A 16,267-nucleotide genomic window follows, 5' to 3' on the forward strand; every position below is an offset into this window, starting at 1 on the left:
TGAAAACCCGGTGGAGAAAAGGAAGCGCGAATTCTATCAGGAAACCCCTGCTCGCCAAACCGCCAGACACACATTAACCGGACCCCGAGCGTTATTTTTCGCCGGAGGTGACCAGGCTATTGAGCCCAAAGGCATCGTCCAGAGCCCTCTTGGCAGATTCAGCTTCGGATTTGGATGCGAAGGGACCACTGAATACCCGGGTTAACGTGGTATCGCCTCGAACAACTTCCTGCAGGTGGGAGCCATAGCCTTTTTCTCGCACCTGGTCTCTGAGCCGGCGGGCATTATCGGAATTGCCGAAGCTTCCCAATTGAACCACCCAGGCGCCTTCCAGGGATCGTTCGTACTCAGCGGTTTCCGTGACAGAGCTCTCCGAGGCTTGATTGTCCGTCTCGACGGAAGCGCTGGACGGTTCCTGAGACGTGCTGGCTTGGGACTGCGGGCTTTCGGACGATGGTGCATCCCCGGAGGCTGTCTCCTCGCCCGGGGATTCCTCAAGGATCCGATACCCCGGCGAATCGGCGCTTTCTTCCTCGACAGCCGGTATCGTTACACCGCCTTCACTGGTTTCAAGGCCGTAAGATGGTGGGGGTTCCACCCCGGATTCAGGTGCTTCAACCTCGGGAAATGGCGGTTCCTCTGGAATCTTTATGGTGGTGGAAGTGCGCTCGGAATGAGGCTCATCGAAGAGCATGGGAACAAAGATAACCGCCAGGGAAACAAGGACCAGCGCCCCGATTATTCTCTGTTTCAGTCCATCCACGTCGTAAGGCTCCCAACTGTTATGACTGCGCCCCGAGAGGCACCTATCCGCAGATACTAACTGCCCGAAAGCCGGAACTCAAAGTGCTACCCGCTGCCATGGACAAAGTTTAAGGGGGTTTCGCCTGGCTTCGGCCTGATTCTTCAGCGAAGCAGAATCTCGCGACCCTCTGCGACCGTAAAGAATGAGCCGAAAACGACCACGATATCCTCGGGACTGCAGGCTGACAAAGCTGACTCGAGGGCCTCACCTACGGACTCGAAACCCGAGGCATCAGCGATACCGGCTTTGGCCAACCGTGCCTGCAAATCATGGGCAGACAGCCCCCTCGGCACCTTGAGACTGGATAGATACCAGGCATCAACCACACCAGCCATTGCTTTTCCGACACCTTCCACGTCTTTGTCCGCCAGGGCACCGTAGACCGCATGGACTCGCCGGCCAGAGGACTTCAGGCTATTCAGTTGTCCGGCCAACCATTCTGCGGCATGGGGATTATGCCCGACATCCAGATAAACATCCGGGGAAGACCCCAGACGCTCAAATCGGCCGGGAACGCTCAGACTTCCGAGCACCTGCTCAATGGCGGAAACCGACAGACCCGGTTCAAGCTGCCGCACAGCAACGACAGCCGCTGCCATGCTTTTGACCGGCAAGGGCCCTGCGGGCAGGCGTACCGGCTGGTTTTCATAGTCCAGAATCACCTCAGGAAACCCGGAACCAGACTGCGGTTCTGAACTTAACTGATAGTCCCGCCCCAACATCGCTAACCGGACCTTCTGGGCCGCCGCCTGCTGAAGCACCGACCGCGGCGGATCGGTATCCGCATAGATCGCCGGAATCCCCGGTCGGAGCACCCCTGCTTTCTCAAAACCGATGACTTCCCGGTTATCGCCAAGAAAAGCAACGTGGTCGATGTCCACCGATGTCAGTATGGCGAAATCTGCATCCAGAACATTGACCGCGTCCAGTCGTCCGCCCAGGCCAACTTCAAGGACCCAGTCGTCCAAGCCTGAGTCAGCAAAAGCCACAAACGCAGCGAGAGTCCCGAATTCAAAATAAGTCAGCGACACATTGCCGCGGGCGGCTTCAACCGCTTCAAAGGCCCGCACCAGCGCGTCGTCGGAGATATCGTCACCATTGAGGCGCACCCGTTCGTTATAGCGCTGTAGGTGGGGCGAGGTATAGGCTCCGACACGACGACCGGCGGCGCGCAAAAGCGCTTCTGTAGCGCCCACAGCGCTGCCTTTGCCATTGGTGCCGGCCACCGTGATGATCCGGGCTTGCGGCTTTCGCCGGAAAAGCCGGCGCATAACCACAAGCACCCGATCCAGGCCGAGGTCAATCTCTGTTGGGTGTATCGCTTCGAGGTAGGCAAGCCACTGATCAACAGAGGCGCCAGCCCCCGGTGAAGCCGGGGGCTGGTCCGAACGGTTACTCGGCGGGGGCATCGGTTTCAGGCTTTTCCGTCACTTCAAACTCGATGGGCTCTTCGGTTCCCGGACGTTCCTGGCCAGTGAACTTGGCCAGCACGTGGGCAATACGTTCACGCATCTGGTGACGATGGAGAATCATGTCGATAGCGCCATGCTCCAACAGGAACTCACTGCGCTGGAACCCTTCCGGCAGCTTTTCACGCACGGTCTGTTCGATGACTCGGGGACCGGCGAAACCAATCAACGCATTCGGCTCGGCAATATTCAGATCACCCAGCATGGCCAGACTGGCGGAAACGCCCCCGAACACGGGATCGGTCATTACCGAAATGTAGGGGATCCCCTCCAGTTTCATCCGTTCAAGGACCGCCGCCGTTTTCGACATCTGCATGAGCGACAGGATGGCTTCCTGCATCCGGGCGCCACCACTGGCGGAGAAACAGACCAGAGGAATTCTTTCTTCAAGGGCAACATTGGCAGCCTGGACGAATTTTTCGCCGACGACCTGGCCCATGGAGCCGCCCAGGAAACCGAATTCAAAGGAGCAAGCAACCAGAGGCACGCCAAGTGTGGTGCCTTTCATGGCCACCAGAGCGTCTTTCTCACCGGTACCTTTCTGGGCCTGGGACAGACGATCCTTATAGCGTTTGCTGTCTTTGAACTTCAGACGATCCCAAGGCTCCAGCTGGGCAGCAATCTCTTCCCGACCATCCGGATCAAGAAAAACGTCCAGACGACGGCGGGCCGTCACCCTCAGGTGGTGATTGCATTTGGGGCAAACATCCAGGTTTTTTTCAAGTTCCGGCTTGTAGAGAAAGGCGCCGCATTTGGGGCATTTCTTCCACAACCCCTCAGGTACCCCGGTCCTCTGCTTGGATTCCGAGCGTATCTTGCTCGGCATGATCTTGTCCAGCCAGTTACTCATGGTCTCATCCTGTCCTTTGACGCCTGTTTGCCCCGCTCCTCTCCAATCAGGAGGCGAGACTGTCCAGTGCTTCACGCATCGGGTGGAGCAGATCCGTCAATGCCCGCTTGAGCTGGTCGGTATCTGCCTGATTTCTGGCTATTGTATCGACCAGGACACTGCCAACAATTACACCATCGGATACCCGACCCACGGCGGCAGCCGTATCCGCATCGCGAATGCCGAAGCCAACACCCACGGGAAGCGCGGTCAGCTCGTGAATATGATTCACTTTCTGGGCAACCTCATCCACATTGATGGTGGCGGAACCTGTCACACCTTTGATAGAAACATAGTACACATAACCGGATGAGTGCTCACTGATTGCACGGATCCGATCATCGGTCGTGGTCGGGGCGAGCAAGAAGATGGCGTCGAGATTTCGCTGGGTAAACAGCGGGGCAACCTCGTCAGCCTCCTCTGGCGGCAGGTCCACGGTCAGGATCCCATCCACGCCGGCCTCCTTGGCGGCGTCGGCAAATTGCTCGTACCCCATGGCTTCCATCGGATTCAGGTAACCCATCAGAACCACCGGGGTCGCATCATCCGTCTTGCGAAACTCCTTGACCATGGCAATCACCTGTCGCAAGGAGGTGCCATGAACCAATGCCCGCTCGCAGGCCAGCTGTATAACCGGCCCGTCCGCCATCGGGTCGGAGAAAGGAACACCGAGCTCGATAATATCGGCACCTGCTTTCACCAGCGTATGCATCAGATCAACCGTGACATCGGGATGAGGGTCACCGGCGGTAATGTAGGGAATAAGTGCCTTACGACCCTGTCCTTTCAGGGCCTTGAGGACCCCTTCAATTCGGCTCATGCCTGCTCCTGTTAATTCTTCAGATCTCGATGCCTTCAAGCTTGGCAACAGTGTTGATGTCCTTGTCTCCGCGGCCGGAAACGTTGATCACGACGGTCTCGTCTTTGTCCATGGTCGCAGCCAGTTTGATGGCGTATGCGACAGCGTGAGCCGTTTCCAGAGCAGGCATGATGCCTTCCACACGGGTCAGCTTCCGGAATCCCTCCATGGCTTCATCATCAGTGACTGACACATAGCTTGCCCTGCCGATATCCTTCAACCAGCTGTGCTCTGGCCCCACACCCGGATAGTCGAGACCGGCGCTCACTGAATGCGTGCCCGCAATCTGACCGTTCTCGTCTTCCATCAGGTAGGTTCTGTTGCCATGGAGCACGCCCGGGCGACCGGCGCACAGGGGCGCTGCGTGCTTACCGGTATCAATACCAAGGCCGCCCGCTTCAACACCATAGATTTTGACTGACTCGTCAGCGAGGAACGGATAGAACATCCCGATTGCGTTCGAGCCACCACCCACACAGGCCACCAGCGCGTCCGGCAGTTTCCCGGTTTTCTCCAGTGCCTGGCGGCGGGTTTCACGACCGATCACGGACTGGAAATCCCGGACCAGCAGAGGATAAGGATGCGGGCCTGCAACGGTGCCGATGATGTAGAAGGTATCGTCCACATTGGCCACCCAATCACGCATGGCGTCGTTCATGGCATCTTTCAGGGTTTTGGTGCCACTTTCCACGGCATGCACGGTTGCACCCAGAAGTTTCATACGGAACACGTTCAGGGACTGGCGCTGGACATCTTCCGCACCCATAAACACATGACACTCCAGACCCAGACGAGCACAGACCGTGGCAGTGGCAACACCGTGCTGGCCGGCGCCGGTTTCAGCGATGATCCGCTTTTTGCCGAGAAAGCTTGCAAGCAGGGCCTGGCCGATGGTGTTGTTCACCTTGTGAGCGCCCGTGTGACAGAGATCTTCGCGCTTCAGCCAGATCTGGGCGCCACCGGTTTCACGGCTAAGACGTTCGGCGAAATACAGCGGCGTTGGCCGACCAACATAATCGGCGAGCTCTTTGTCGAACCGCGCCTGGAATTCCGGATCCTTCTTAAGGCGGGCATATTCTTTCTCGAGGGTCATCAGGGAATCCATCAGGGTCTCGGAAACAAATCGCCCACCAAAGGCCCCGAAGTGACCCCGCGCGTCCGGCAGTGCGCTCAGCATTTCTTCAGTCAGTTTTACAGACACGGTGAACCTCTTTAATGAAATGAGAAATTTTCTGGATGTCCTTGATACCTTTGGCCTGCTCAACACCGCCACTGACATCCACAGCCCAGGGTTTCACCTGCTCTACAGCGGCAGATACGTTATCAGATGACAACCCACCGGCCAATACGATCGGGAGTGGCCGATGGTCGGGAATCAGGTCCCAGTTGAACGACTTTCCGGTTCCGCCATACCGGTCGGGATCCCAGGCGTCTACCAGCAAACCAGAAGCATTCCGGAACTCGTCAAACGCGGCTTCTATCTGGCCGGCCTCACGAACACGAATAGCCTTGATCCAACGGCGTCCAAAGCCGGCACAAAACCCGGCCTCTTCGTCGCCATGGAACTGCAGCAAGTCGAGCGGCACCTGTTCCAGAACCCTATCGACAAACTGCTGGGTGGGGTTTACGAATAGCCCCACGACCGACACAAACGCCGGAACGCGTTTTGCCAGTTCCGCGGCCTGCTCCACAGTCACGGACCGGGGGCTGGGCTCATAGAACACCAGGCCCAGGGCGTCGGCGCCGGATTGAACAGCACCGTCAATATCCTCAGGACGGGTGAGGCCGCAAATTTTAACCCTTGTACTCATTGGCTCGGAACCCGCTGTTTGACATGGATATGCGTTGGTCTGACCGGGCTGTTTTCGGCCTTGGTGAACCATGGCCGCAGAAACCCCGGCCCACATTCTGCTGCTGGTATCCGGAGCTCCTCGGGATAGCCCACATCGACCAGGTACAAACCATGGGGAGGCGCGGTGACACCCGCAGCTGTCCGGTCCCGGGCAACCAGTATCTCATGAATCCACTCCGGTCGCTCTTTTCCAGAACCAACGGCCATGAGGGCACCGGCAATGTTCCGGACCATGTGGTGCAAAAAGGCATTGGCCTGCACGTCTATTACGACAAAGTCCTGTTTCCGGGTTACCGTAATCCGCTCGAGAAACCGGATGGGCGTCCGGGATTGGCAGCCGGCGGCCCGAAAGGAGGAGAAATCATGTTCCCCGGCAAGTACCTGCGCCGCATCATGCATGCGCTCGGCATTGAGGGAACGAAATGTCCAGCTAACCTGCCCTCTTTGAATGCCGGGGCGCACGGGGTGGTTATAAATGATGTATCGATAACGCCGGTAGGTGGCGGAAAACCGGGCATGAAAATCTCCAATGCCATTTCCGGCCCAATGAACAGAAATGTCTTCGGGTAAGGCAGTATTGATTCCCATCACCCAGGAACGGAGATTACGCACCGACGGGGTATCAAAATGGGCAACCTGATAACTGGCATGGACGCCGGCATCGGTTCGCCCCGCGCACACCAGCTCGACCGGATGATCCGCAACCTTCGCTACAGCCTTTGTCAGTTCCGCTTCTACCGAACGGACGCCGGATTTCTGCAGCTGCCAACCATGAAAGCCTCGCCCATCATATTCAAACGCGAGGGCGACACGCCCTGCCCCGATGGCATTATCCGTAGTCAGTTGCTGGGTTTCGAGAAACAAGTGTGAATCCGGAAAGAGTGTTGCTGTAAAAACAAAACGCCGGCTTGTTACCGGGTGTTTACCCGGCAGCCGGCGCTTGCTGCCTGTCAGATCCGATTATAACGAATCAGGACAGATTTTTAAGGAGGTCCTGCGCCTCCGCTTTCTGATCTTCGTTTCCTTCCAGTGCGACTTCCTCAAGGATATCGCGGGCTCCGTCAGCATCGCCCATCTCGATGTATGCCCGTGCAAGATCGAGTTTGGTGGCCGCTTCGTCGGTGCCTGCGAGGAAATCAAAGTCATCTTCGTCACCGAGCTCGCTTTCTTCAATATCAGCGGTCTGTGCTTTACCCGATCCATCAGAAACTTCATCGGAAGCCACCGGCAGATCCAGATCTTCTTCCGAAGTTGCCTCGTCACTTGCCGCGGCGTCAGATTCCTCCAGTTCCTCGGTGATGCCCTGCTGTTCGAGTTCCTCGGCACCCTCTACAGATTGCTCTGGATTGGCTTCGTCCGCATCGCCCTCACCAAGGGCATCTTCAAGACCAAGCTCTTCGTCGAGAGGCGCTTCTTCAGTTTCCTCAGGATTGGCCGAATCTGCAGAGTCGGAGAACTCCTCCATCAGGGCCAGATCTTCGTCAGAGACATCAAGCTCAAGATCGTCCAGCGAAGATTCTTCAATCTCGCTGCCGCCGAGCTCGTCTTCTTCGCCGGCGACCTTGTCCAGTTCTGCATCCAGTTCATCCAGGAAGGATTCGTCCAGTGAATCAATGTCCGCCTCAGCATCCGACTCTGCAAGCTCTTCAGTCGACGCTTCAGGCTCGGTCGTTGATTGCTCCTCAGACAGATCGCTGTCGGCGAGATCACCCTCTTCGAGATCCAGGCTCAGGTCTTCTTCGGATTCACCAAGCTCTTTTTCTGCGACAGATGACTCTTCAGAACCCTCGTCGAACTCGGAAGACAGGTCCCAATCACCGGATTCTTCCAGTTCCGAGGCGTCTTCAGCCTCAGCCTTTTCTTCATCAGACTCCAGTTCGAGGCCCGACAGATCGTATTCGATCATGTCGTCGCGGCTCTCTTCCTTACCGCCTTCAGCCTCTTCACCTTCGGAAGCCTCGGCAGTCTCCTGCTCGTCGAATTCATTCAGCTCGAAATCGGAAAGGTCTGTCTCGGACAGATCAGAGTCGAAGTCACCGAACTCATTCTCGACGGGCTCTTCGCGCTCGGAATCGAATTGATCCGCAAGAAGCTCCTCGGATTCCGGCTTATCCTGCGTTTCTTCCGGCTCTTCACCAGTGTCTTCCGAGTCGTAAGAGGTTGCGAAGGAATCCGAACGCAATTGCGATTCGAGATCATCGATGCTGGGCATCGACTCGGCTTCCTCCAACCGAGCCCGCAGTTCGTTGGCACTTGTCAGCGCCTCTTCGTCTTCCAACGCCTCAATCTCACCGAACTGCTTCTCAAAGGAATCGCGGTCCTGAGTGTCTGCATAGACACCCAGAAGCTTCAGGCGCAGATCAGTACGGCTGGGCTCGCGAGAGATTGCAGTCTCCAGGGTTTGCGCCGCCTGATCATGCTGGCCATAGGCTATGTAGGAATCCGCTTCGGCAAGGGCATCGCCTGCGGCCGATTCCTGATCCTCCTCATCCAGGCTCAGGTCGAACGAGTCGGTTCCCTCGTCAGCTTCACTGTTGAGCTGCTCATAAAACGCCTTTTCCCGGTTTGCATTGCGACGGGCAAGCAACAGAAGCAGCAGTAGAAGAAGAATCAGACCGCCACCCAGGGCAATCTGATACATCGGATTACCGGTAATGGCATCGATGACATTACCCGGGAAGCCCTTATCCGCCGCGGGTGCCTGGGGTGCCGGTTTGGGTGCAGGCTCCTGTGCCTGATCTGGCTCCGACGCAGCTGGCGCTGCAGCACCCGTTTCCTCAACAGGTTCATCAGCTTCCGCACCAGCGGGTTCTTCTGCACCTGCCATCGCTGACTCTTCAGGAGCTTCGCCAGCCTCCGCAATTGCCTGCTCATCAGTTGATTCACCCTGCTCGGCCGTGGTGCCGGTTTCATCAGCCATGGCATCAGACTCAGCGATTTCTGCAGGTTCGGCAGAACCTTCGGCCTCTACCGTCTCACCATCCGTCATGTCGGCATCAACGGCTACCGGTGTTTCGCCCTCAAAAACCTCGTCTGCTGCTCCGGTACCTTCCGAAGCCATCGTTTCGTCGGCCGCCGAATCCGCAACCTCACCTTCAAGTGACTCGGCCGGCTCAGTAGGTTCGGCGCCGGTTGCCTGCTGCATTTCAGCAAGCTGAGTGTTCTTCAGCTCAAGCAGCCGCTGAAGGGTCTGAACCTGATCCTGAAGATCCTCCACGCGGCTGTTCAGCTCGTCATTTTCGCGACGGGCGCTTTCAAGCTCTTCCATTGCGACTGCAGTACCCGCGTCAACGCCGCCGGGCAGTTCGCTGTCACCGCCCGCAGAGCCACTTTCGCTCGACTCTGTACCAGTTTCCTCGGAGACCACCAGTTTCAGTTCATCGCCACCGGAAGCAGCCTCTTGCTGAGCTGAAGGTTCTGGTTGCCGCTGAGCGGTTGCATCCACGGTACGCTGGGGAGCCTGGAATGCTTCATTCTGCTGGGCTACCAGACGGGTAGCCTCAGCACGGGTCCGGCTCTGGATCTGATCCAGAGAGGGCACGCGCAGGACTTCACCGCGCTTCAGGCGGTTAATGTTATTACCAATGAAAGCGTCTGGATTGAGGTCCTGGATTGCCAGCATGACCTGCTGCATGGAAACGCTGTTGTCAGGACGCACCTGGGAAGCGATGGTCCAGAGAGTGTCCGAAGCACCGGTGGGCCCGAAGGTATTGGCCTGATACCCGGTGCTGAGGGAGCGCTCGGCCTGTTGCTGACGACGCACTGACTCGGCACTGCGGGTGGTGCTCGGCTGACTGGTTGCCCGAGTCGTAGTGACTGTTGGAGTACTGACCTGCTCCTGCACGCCAGACTCTTCCGCGTAGACAGGCGGATCCACAAGCACCGCGTATTCCCGCATTAACCGGCCGCTTGGCCAGGTCAACTCAAGCAGGAAGTTCAGGTACGGTTCCCTGAGCGGTTCCCGGGAGGAGACATTGACAATGAGACTGCCATCGTTGCCGGTTACCACCTGGAAACGAAGCTTGCTGAGAAACTGGTTGCGATCCAGCCCCACCCGCTCGTATGCCTGTTCCGAAGCAATGTTGACGAACACGTCCGCTGGATTGACGCCACGGCTTTGGGGCAGAACAATTTCTGCATCCAGTGGCTCGTTCAGATAGGACTGAAGTTCAATTTCACCCAGCCCCAGGGCCTGTGCGACGCCGGATCCGAGCCCTCCCGCCAGAGCCAGGGCAACCGCAAGCTTGCGTACCTTCATGCTTTTTCCTTTCCAGTCTCCGTTATTCGTTACTGCTCTCTTTCAAACAGAATCGGACGAGGTTGGATGACTTCCGTCTGGATCATTCTCGTTATTATGAGTTCTTTTTAATTTTCAGTCCGGCAAGTATTGTTGATAAAACCTCTTTTATCAATCAATCAGCCGCAATCCTTGTACCATTTTTTTATCAATCGCGCGGAACTACCTAGCGCTCTTGAAAATAACAGGGGCGGAGGCTGAAATCAGCCTCCGCCCCATTACCGGTTCACTGAAACCGGACACAGTTGGCATTTATTGCCTCTGTGTAACAATTTTTAACGCTCCTGAAGGATCCGGAGCATCCGACGAAGTGGCTCAGCGGCACCCCAAAGCAACTGGTCGCCCACGGTGAACGCAGAAATGTACTCCGGTCCCATGGTCAGTTTACGGATGCGGCCAATCGGCACGCTCAATGTGCCTGTCACCTTCGCAGGGGTCAGTTCCTCGATGGTCGCATCGCGATCATTGGGAATGACCTTCACCCAGTCGTTCGCTTTGGCAAGGATCGATTCGATTTCAGAAACCGGCAGATCCTTCTTGAGCTTGATGGTCAGCGCCTGGCTGTGGGAGCGCATCGCGCCGATCCGCACACAGATACCATCAATGGGAATCGGGTTATCGGAGCGACCAAGAATCTTGTTGGTCTCAACACCCGCTTTCCACTCCTCCTTGCTCATTCCGTTGTCGAGCTGCTTGTCGATAAACGGAATCAGGCTGCCCGCCAGGGGCACCTGGAAGTGCTCGGTCGGGAAGCCATCCGAACGCATGGTTTCGGTTACCTTGCGGTCGATCTCCAGGATCGCAGAGGACGGATCATCCAGCTCGGATTTCACGCTTTGATTGAGCTCACCCATCTGGTTCAGCAGCTCGCGCATATTCTGTGCGCCAGATCCGGAAGCCGCCTGGTAGGTCATGGGTGAGACCCACTCAATAAGATCCTGCTCCAGCAGGCCACCAAGGGCGAGCATCATCAGGCTCACGGTGCAGTTGCCACCGATGTAGTCCTTGACGCCTTTCTCAAGGGCAGCATCAATCACGTTACGGTTGACCGGATCCAGAACAATCACGGAATGGTCGACCATCCGGAGCGTGGAGGCTGCATCTATCCAGTAGCCTTCCCAACCGGCGTCCCGCAGCTTCTGATAAACCGCACCGGTGTAATCGCCACCCTGACAGGTCACGATCACATCCATCGTTTTCAGAATCTCGACGTCAAAAGCGTCCTGAAGAGGCGGAACGCCTTCCTTACCTACGTCCGGTGCAGGCTTGCCAGCCTGGGAAGTGGTGAAAAACACCGGTTCGATGTCGGCGAAATCGTTTTCTTCACGCATGCGCTGCATGAGGACCGAGCCCACCATGCCACGCCAACCTACAAGTCCAACTCGCTTCATGTGCGATCTTTAGACCTCGTTTTATGCCCGCCCTCTACCTTTATCGCTGGCAGGGACAGGATGGATGATCCCGCGGCAACTGCGTCCCGTTGCCGTCGGGTCTCAAATACACTGGCCGGGGCCTCGGCTTTACAGCGCTGCCAGAACCGCCTCACCCATTTCCCGGGTGGAGACCTTCTTCGCGCCCTCGGACATGATGTCCGCAGTACGCAGCCCCTGATCCAGAACCTTGCTGACCGCCGCTTCAATAGCTTCAGCGGCCTTTTCCTCATTCAGACTGTACCGCAGCATCATGGCGGCACTGAGGATAGTGGCCAGCGGATTGGCAATACCCTGGCCGGCAATATCCGGCGCAGACCCGTGGCAGGGCTCATACATACCCTGCTTTTCCGAGTTCAGCGACGCCGATGGCAACATGCCAATTGAGCCGGTGAGCATAGCCGCTTCGTCCGAGAGAATATCACCAAACATGTTTCCAGTCACAATCACATCAAACTGCTTGGGTGCGCGGACCAGTTGCATAGCGGCATTGTCCACATACATATGAGACAGCTCGACATCCGGATATTCCCGGCGCAAATCGTTCATGATTTCGCGCCACAGAACAGTTACTTCCAGCACGTTGGCCTTGTCCACAGAGCACAGTTTCTTTCCCCTCTGCTGGGCGGCCTCAAAGGCAACGCGACCAATACGACGAATTTCCGATTCGGTGTAGGCGTAAGTGTTGTAGCCCTGGCGTTCACCGCTCTCAAGCTCACGCACGCCACGAGGCTGACCGAAATAGATTCCACCGGTCAGTTCGCGGACGATCATGATATCCAGACCGGAAACAACCTCGGGCTTCAGGGAGGAGGCAGAGGCCAGCTGCGGATAAAGAATGGCCGGGCGCAGATTGGCGAAGAGCTCAAGGTTGGAGCGCAGGCCCAACAGGCCTTTTTCGGGGCGCTTAGCCATCGGCAGGCTGTCCCACTGGGGGCCGCCAACAGCGCCCAATAGAATCGCATCGGCCTTGGTTGCCTTCTCAAGGGTTTCATCCGGCAGCGGCGTGTCGGCCTCATCAATCGCCGCGCCGCCCACGAGGCCGGACTCGAAGCTCAGACCCAGATTGAACTGATCGTTAATCTTATGAAGTACCTTTTCCGCTTCGGCAACGATTTCCGGGCCGATACCGTCCCCTGGGAGCATCAGGATTGTTCTGGACATGTTGTTTCCTTGTTCTATTCCTCAATGTCGGATTACGCCTCCGGCTAATCCGACCTACGTTTTCGGGTATTCCTGCGAGATGACAGGCAGGTCGGATTAGCGCCAGCGTAATCCGACACTAAAATCAGCTGCCAGCCCCAAACAACCAGGGCGCCGTCTTCCGGCGGCTTTCCTCGTAAGAGTGGATCAAATCCGAATCTTCCAGAGTGACCCCAATATCGTCGAGGCCGTTCAGCAAGCAATGACGACGAAAATCATCCACCTCGAACGTGAAGGTTTCACCAGCAGGCGTCGTCACGGTTCTCGCTTCCAGATCGATCGCCAGTTGATAGCCTTCACTCTGCTCGACTTCCTTGAACAGTTGGTCGACCACTTCCTCCGGAAGAACAATGGGTAACAGCCCATTCTTAAAGCAGTTATTATAGAAAATATCGGCAAAACTCGGGGCGATGATCACCCGGAAACCGAAGTCTTCCAACGCCCACGGCGCGTGCTCCCGGCTGGACCCACAGCCAAAGTTACGCCGCGCCAACAGTACACTGGCGTTTTTGTACCGATCCTGATTCAGGACAAAATCCGGATTGATCGGTCGGGTGGAGCAATCCTGGTCCGGCTTGCCCTCATCCATATATCGCAGTTCATCAAACAGGTTCGGACCAAAGCCGGTGCGCTTGATGGACTTCAAAAACTGCTTCGGAATAATCATGTCCGTATCCACATTGGAACGGTCCATGGGGGCGACGACGCCCTGATGTTGCTTGATTGCGCGCATGGTTCTCTCCTGTGGATCAGTTCATCAGCTCACGGACATCAACGAAATGCCCTGTTACCGCGGCAGCGGCAGCCATCGCCGGGCTTACCAGGTGGGTTCGCCCACCGAAGCCCTGCCGACCCTCGAAGTTCCGGTTGGAGGTAGAGGCACAATGCTCACCCTGCCCCAGCTTGTCGGCATTCATGGCCAGACACATGGAGCAGCCCGGATCACGCCATTCCAGGCCGGCTTCGATAAAGATCTTGTCCAACCCTTCCTGCTCTGCCTGGGCTTTCACCAGCCCGGATCCCGGCACCACCATGGCCTGTTTCAGGATCGGAGAGACCTTGCGACCTTTCACCACGGCGGCTGCCTCGCGCAGGTCTTCAATCCGGCTGTTGGTACAGGAGCCGATAAACACCCGGTCCAGCTTGATGTCAGTAATTGCCATATTGGGCTGCAAACCCATGTACTTGAGGGCGCGAACGATGCCTTCCCGCTTGATCGGATCGGCTTCCTGCTCGGGATCGGGAACCTTGCCATCGATTCCGGCCACCATTTCCGGCGACGTACCCCAGCTCACCTGCGGCTGGATTTCCGAGCCTTCCAGCTCGACAACCTTGTCGAAGACCGCATCGCTGTCGCTGTGCAGGGTGCGCCAGTACTCAACAGCAGCGTCCCATTGCTCACCCTTGGGCCCGAATGGACGATTGCGGACATACTCAATGGTGGTGTCATCAACCGCGACCATACCAACCCGTGCACCGGCCTCGATGGACATGTTGCAGATGGTCATCCGCCCTTCCATGCTCAGCCCCTGAATGGCCTCGCCGCCGAATTCGATGGCGTAACCAGTGCCGCCGGCAGTTCCGATCTTGCCTATGATGGCCAGCACGACATCCTTGCCGGTAACGCCAGGCCCCAGCTTGCCGTTCACCTTCACCAGCATGTTCTTCATCTTCTTCTGGACGAGACACTGGGTGGCCAGCACATGCTCAACCTCACTCGTACCAATACCATGAGCCAGGCAGCCAAAGGCGCCGTGGGTAGAGGTATGGGAATCGCCACAAACGATGCTCATCCCAGGCAGGGTTGCACCCTGTTCGGGCCCGATCACGTGCACAATGCCCTGGCGCTGATCCTTGATCTTGAACTCAAGAATCCCGAACTCGTCGCAGTTCTTGTCCAGCGTTTCAACCTGAATTCGAGAAACCGGGTCTACAATGCCCTCGACACCGCGGTCGCGATCCGTGGTGGGCACGTTATGGTCCGGCGTCGCAATGTTGGCATCGATCCGCCATGGCTTGCGTCCAGCCAGACGCAGGCCCTCAAATGCCTGAGGTGATGTCACTTCGTGCAGCAGCTGGCGATCGATGTAAATCAACGCCGAGCCGTCATCACGCTGTTTGACGAGATGATCGTCCCACAATTTGTCGTATAAGGTCTTGCCCGCCATGGTTCTCTCTCACTCTCTGGGGGTTTCTGGTTCTGAAGTTTGATGCTGGTATCTTACCGCCTGGATCCGGATAACCTCAATTCATGTTTTTTATCTTTGGCATCCCTTTTGGTTATACTTCGGCGAAGGTCCCGGGTTGGGACAGCACTTTCAAAACACGCCTACAAGCACATCCATGTGGGCTCGAATCGGGCCATCCCTGGCCCTCTACGGTTTTGAAAGTGCTGTCCCAACCCGCTCCCCAGACAATTGAGCAGCCCGCAATGATGCCCGGGGCGCCTGGTGAGGCGAACCTCCCAAAACCGTGGAGCGCCAGGGATGGCGCGACCGAGCCCTACAGGGATGTATTTACGGGCGTGTTTTGGGAGGTTTGCCCCTCCAGGCAACCTGCTCCCAAGTTCCAGGCCAGAGGACCCTTACGTGGACTCAAACGCATTAAAAGCTTTTCTGACAATCGTGGACCAGGGCTCCTTCTCAGAGGCCGCAGAAACCCTGCACCTGACACAGCCGGCCATATCCAAACGGTTGGCGGCCCTGGAAAACCAGCTTGGCACCAGTCTTATCGATCGGAGCCACCGACAGATTCGGCTGACCGATGCCGGTAGCCGGCTGCTGCCGCATGCGCGTCGAATACTGGATGAAATCCACAATGCTCGTGTCGCGTTATCGCCCGACTCAGGACAGGTAGAAGGCGAGCTACAGATTATCGCTAGCCACCACATCGGCCTTCATCACCTGCCGAACTGGCTCCGACGGTTCAAGCGGGAATACCCTCAGGTGTCCATCAACCTGCAATTCATGGAATCCGACGCCGCCTATGAACAGATGCGAAAACGCAACGCCGAGCTCGCGTTTGTGACACTCAGCGACAGCATGGAACCCAGTTTTCATGTTTTCGCCCAATGGCCAGACCAGATGGTATTCGTGGCCGGTGCTGAGCATCCTCTGGCGTCACTAAAGCGCCCGGGACTGTCAGATCTCGCAGGCCACCCTGCTCTTTTACCGGACACCAGCACCGCAACATACCGGGTGGTCAGCCGGCTGTTTCTGGAAGCGAATCTACACCTGAATCCGCAGATGCCAACCAACTACCTGGAAACCATCAAAATGATGACCAGCGTTGGCCTGGGCTGGAGTGTTCTTCCCCTGCGCATGGTTGATGACAGCCTGAGGGTGCTTGAGGTGGGCAAGCGAGTTTCGAGGGTGCTTGGTGCAATTGGTCTCTCCGGGCGGCAGCTCAGCAACGCTGCCCGGGCACTGCTGGAAATAGTTCAGGAAGAAGAGAATGCCTGAAC

13 protein-coding genes are annotated in these 16,267 nt (G+C 57.0%); 1 reads left to right on the plus strand and 12 read right to left on the minus strand.

Annotation, left to right across the window (positions count from 1 at the left end):
* Positions 1 to 91: 91 nt before the first annotated feature.
* From NUW46_RS10740 to leuC, 12 genes are all read right to left on the minus strand, one after another.
* Complete coding sequence (locus NUW46_RS10740) at positions 92 to 763, minus strand: SPOR domain-containing protein (protein WP_418140069.1); 672 nt, start codon at positions 761 to 763, stop codon at positions 92 to 94.
* Between the two features lie 143 nt (positions 764 to 906).
* Positions 907 to 2,214: a bifunctional tetrahydrofolate synthase/dihydrofolate synthase gene (gene folC, locus NUW46_RS10745; protein WP_418140070.1), complete on the minus strand. Its 1,308-nt coding sequence runs from the start codon at positions 2,212 to 2,214 to the stop codon at positions 907 to 909.
* Complete coding sequence (accD, locus tag NUW46_RS10750) at positions 2,198 to 3,124, minus strand: acetyl-CoA carboxylase, carboxyltransferase subunit beta (protein WP_069183541.1); 927 nt, start codon at positions 3,122 to 3,124, stop codon at positions 2,198 to 2,200. Before accD ends, folC begins: the two co-directional genes overlap by 17 nt.
* 46 nt (positions 3,125 to 3,170) lie before the next feature.
* Positions 3,171 to 3,983, minus strand: coding sequence for a tryptophan synthase subunit alpha (gene trpA, locus NUW46_RS10755; RefSeq protein ID WP_418140071.1), 813 nt, complete (start codon positions 3,981 to 3,983; stop codon positions 3,171 to 3,173).
* Between the two features lie 19 nt (positions 3,984 to 4,002).
* Complete coding sequence (gene trpB, locus NUW46_RS10760) at positions 4,003 to 5,211, minus strand: tryptophan synthase subunit beta (protein WP_370385348.1); 1,209 nt, start codon at positions 5,209 to 5,211, stop codon at positions 4,003 to 4,005.
* Entirely contained in the window at positions 5,204 to 5,833 is a 630-nt protein-coding gene (locus NUW46_RS10765) for a phosphoribosylanthranilate isomerase (protein ID WP_418140072.1), read from the minus strand. The genes trpB and NUW46_RS10765 overlap by 8 nt, the downstream gene beginning before the upstream one ends.
* A complete protein-coding gene (gene truA, locus NUW46_RS10770) occupies positions 5,830 to 6,738 on the minus strand; it encodes a tRNA pseudouridine(38-40) synthase TruA (RefSeq protein ID WP_305966930.1) in 909 nt (302 codons plus the stop codon). The genes NUW46_RS10765 and truA overlap by 4 nt, the downstream gene beginning before the upstream one ends.
* Before the next feature lie 106 nt (positions 6,739 to 6,844).
* Positions 6,845 to 10,132: a FimV/HubP family polar landmark protein gene (locus NUW46_RS10775; RefSeq protein ID WP_418140073.1), complete on the minus strand. Its 3,288-nt coding sequence runs from the start codon at positions 10,130 to 10,132 to the stop codon at positions 6,845 to 6,847.
* A gap of 314 nt (positions 10,133 to 10,446) precedes the next feature.
* On the minus strand, positions 10,447 to 11,562 hold the full coding sequence (asd, locus tag NUW46_RS10780) for an aspartate-semialdehyde dehydrogenase (protein WP_069183535.1): 1,116 nt from the start codon (positions 11,560 to 11,562) through the stop codon (positions 10,447 to 10,449).
* Between the two features lie 129 nt (positions 11,563 to 11,691).
* Positions 11,692 to 12,765, minus strand: coding sequence for a 3-isopropylmalate dehydrogenase (gene leuB / locus NUW46_RS10785; protein ID WP_136632158.1), 1,074 nt, complete (start codon positions 12,763 to 12,765; stop codon positions 11,692 to 11,694).
* A 124-nt stretch (positions 12,766 to 12,889) separates the two neighbouring features.
* On the minus strand, positions 12,890 to 13,537 hold the full coding sequence (leuD, locus tag NUW46_RS10790; RefSeq protein ID WP_418140074.1) for a 3-isopropylmalate dehydratase small subunit: 648 nt from the start codon (positions 13,535 to 13,537) through the stop codon (positions 12,890 to 12,892).
* Positions 13,538 to 13,553: 16 nt separating this feature from the next.
* Positions 13,554 to 14,972 carry a 3-isopropylmalate dehydratase large subunit gene (gene leuC, locus NUW46_RS10795; protein WP_291908804.1) on the minus strand — a complete coding sequence of 473 codons (1,419 nt, stop codon included), beginning with the start codon at positions 14,970 to 14,972 and terminating at the stop codon, positions 13,554 to 13,556.
* A gap of 420 nt (positions 14,973 to 15,392) precedes the next feature.
* On the opposite strand from leuC, the gene NUW46_RS10800 reads away from it, so the two are divergent.
* On the plus strand, positions 15,393 to 16,265 hold the full coding sequence (locus NUW46_RS10800; RefSeq protein WP_418140075.1) for a LysR family transcriptional regulator: 873 nt from the start codon (positions 15,393 to 15,395) through the stop codon (positions 16,263 to 16,265).
* The last annotated feature ends 2 nt before the right edge of the window (positions 16,266 to 16,267 follow it).

The organism is Marinobacter sp. MA, from assembly GCF_048298425.1.
GTDB lineage: Bacteria > Pseudomonadota > Gammaproteobacteria > Pseudomonadales > Oleiphilaceae > Marinobacter > Marinobacter salsuginis.

What these genes read in the sequence shown, in the direction of transcription:
- folC (WP_418140070.1), bottom strand. Translation starts at nt 2,214, where the DNA reads ATGCCCCCGCCGAGTAACCGTTCGGACCAGCCCCCGGCTTCACCGGGG.
- accD (WP_069183541.1), bottom strand. Translation starts at nt 3,124, where the DNA reads ATGAGTAACTGGCTGGACAAGATCATGCCGAGCAAGATACGCTCGGAA.
- trpA (WP_418140071.1), bottom strand. Translation starts at nt 3,983, where the DNA reads ATGAGCCGAATTGAAGGGGTCCTCAAGGCCCTGAAAGGACAGGGTCGT.
- NUW46_RS10765 (WP_418140072.1), bottom strand. Translation starts at nt 5,833, where the DNA reads ATGAGTACAAGGGTTAAAATTTGCGGCCTCACCCGTCCTGAGGATATT.
- NUW46_RS10775 (WP_418140073.1), bottom strand. Translation starts at nt 10,132, where the DNA reads ATGAAGGTACGCAAGCTTGCGGTTGCCCTGGCTCTGGCGGGAGGGCTC.
- asd (WP_069183535.1), bottom strand. Translation starts at nt 11,562, where the DNA reads ATGAAGCGAGTTGGACTTGTAGGTTGGCGTGGCATGGTGGGCTCGGTC.
- leuB (WP_136632158.1), bottom strand. Translation starts at nt 12,765, where the DNA reads ATGTCCAGAACAATCCTGATGCTCCCAGGGGACGGTATCGGCCCGGAA.
- leuD (WP_418140074.1), bottom strand. Translation starts at nt 13,537, where the DNA reads ATGCGCGCAATCAAGCAACATCAGGGCGTCGTCGCCCCCATGGACCGT.
- leuC (WP_291908804.1), bottom strand. Translation starts at nt 14,972, where the DNA reads ATGGCGGGCAAGACCTTATACGACAAATTGTGGGACGATCATCTCGTC.